Source organism: Kitasatospora sp. NPDC018619 (assembly GCF_044391605.1).
Taxonomy (GTDB): Bacteria; Actinomycetota; Actinomycetes; order Streptomycetales; family Streptomycetaceae; genus Kitasatospora.
Genome location: NZ_JBISAI010000048.1, coordinates 1 through 1394 on the forward strand (window position 1 = coordinate 1; position 1394 = coordinate 1394).

Here is a 1394-nt window from a genome sequence, read left to right on the forward strand (position 1 = left end):
CTGAGACCTGATGCCGAGCCGATTGTGGTGAAGTGGATGATCCTATGCTGTCGAGAAAAGCCTCTAGCGAGTTTCATGGCGGCCCGTACCCCAAACCGACTCAGGTGGTCAGGTAGAGAATACCGAGGCGTTCGGGTGAACTATGGTTAAGGAACTCGGCAAAATGCCCCCGTAACTTCGGGAGAAGGGGGGCCATTCCTGGTGACGAGTCTTGCACTCCGAGCTGGGGGTGGCCGCAGAGACCAGCGAGAAGCGACTGTTTACTAAAAACACAGGTCCGTGCGAAGCCGTAAGGCGATGTATACGGACTGACGCCTGCCCGGTGCTGGAACGTTAAGGGGACCGGTTAGCTCCATTTCGGTGGGGCGAAGCTGAGAACTTAAGCGCCAGTAAACGGCGGTGGTAACTATAACCATCCTAAGGTAGCGAAATTCCTTGTCGGGTAAGTTCCGACCTGCACGAATGGCGTAACGACTTCTCGACTGTCTCAACCATAGGCCCGGTGAAATTGCATTACGAGTAAAGATGCTCGTTTCGCGCAGCAGGACGGAAAGACCCCGGGACCTTTACTATAGCTTGATATTGGTGTTCGGTTCGGCTTGTGTAGGATAGGTGGGAGACTGTGAAGCGGCAACGCCAGTTGTCGTGGAGTCGCCGTTGAAATACCACTCTGGTCGTGCTGGATGTCTAACCTGGGTCCGTGATCCGGATCAGGGACAGTGTCTGGTGGGTAGTTTAACTGGGGCGGTTGCCTCCTAAAGGGTAACGGAGGCGCCCAAAGGTTCCCTCAGCCTGGTTGGCAATCAGGTGTTGAGTGTAAGTGCACAAGGGAGCTTGACTGTGAGACTGACGGGTCGAGCAGGTACGAAAGTAGGGACTAGTGATCCGGCGGTGGCTTGTGGAAGCGCCGTCGCTCAACGGATAAAAGGTACCCCGGGGATAACAGGCTGATCTTCCCCAAGAGTCCATATCGACGGGATGGTTTGGCACCTCGATGTCGGCTCGTCGCATCCTGGGGCTGGAGTAGGTCCCAAGGGTTGGGCTGTTCGCCCATTAAAGCGGTACGCGAGCTGGGTTTAGAACGTCGTGAGACAGTTCGGTCCCTATCCGCTGTGCGCGTAGGAGTGTTGAGAAGGGCTGTCCCTAGTACGAGAGGACCGGGACGGACGAACCTCTGGTGTGCCAGTTGTCCTGCCAAGGGCATGGCTGGTTGGCTACGTTCGGGAGGGATAACCGCTGAAAGCATCTAAGCGGGAAGCCTGCTTCGAGATGAGCACTCCCACCTCCTTGAGAGGGTAAGGCTCCCAGTAGACGACTGGGTTGATAGGCCGGATATGGAAGCCCTGTGAGGGGTGGAGTTGACCGGTACTAATAGGCCGAGGGCTTGTCCTCAG

At 56.5% G+C, this 1394-nt stretch carries 1 rRNA gene; it reads left to right on the forward strand.

Annotation, left to right across the window (positions count from 1 at the left end):
* Positions 1 to 1392: ribosomal RNA gene (locus ACH5AR_RS33840) — 23S ribosomal RNA — on the forward strand; the annotation flags it as partial.
* Between the last annotated feature and the right edge of the window lie 2 nt (positions 1393 to 1394).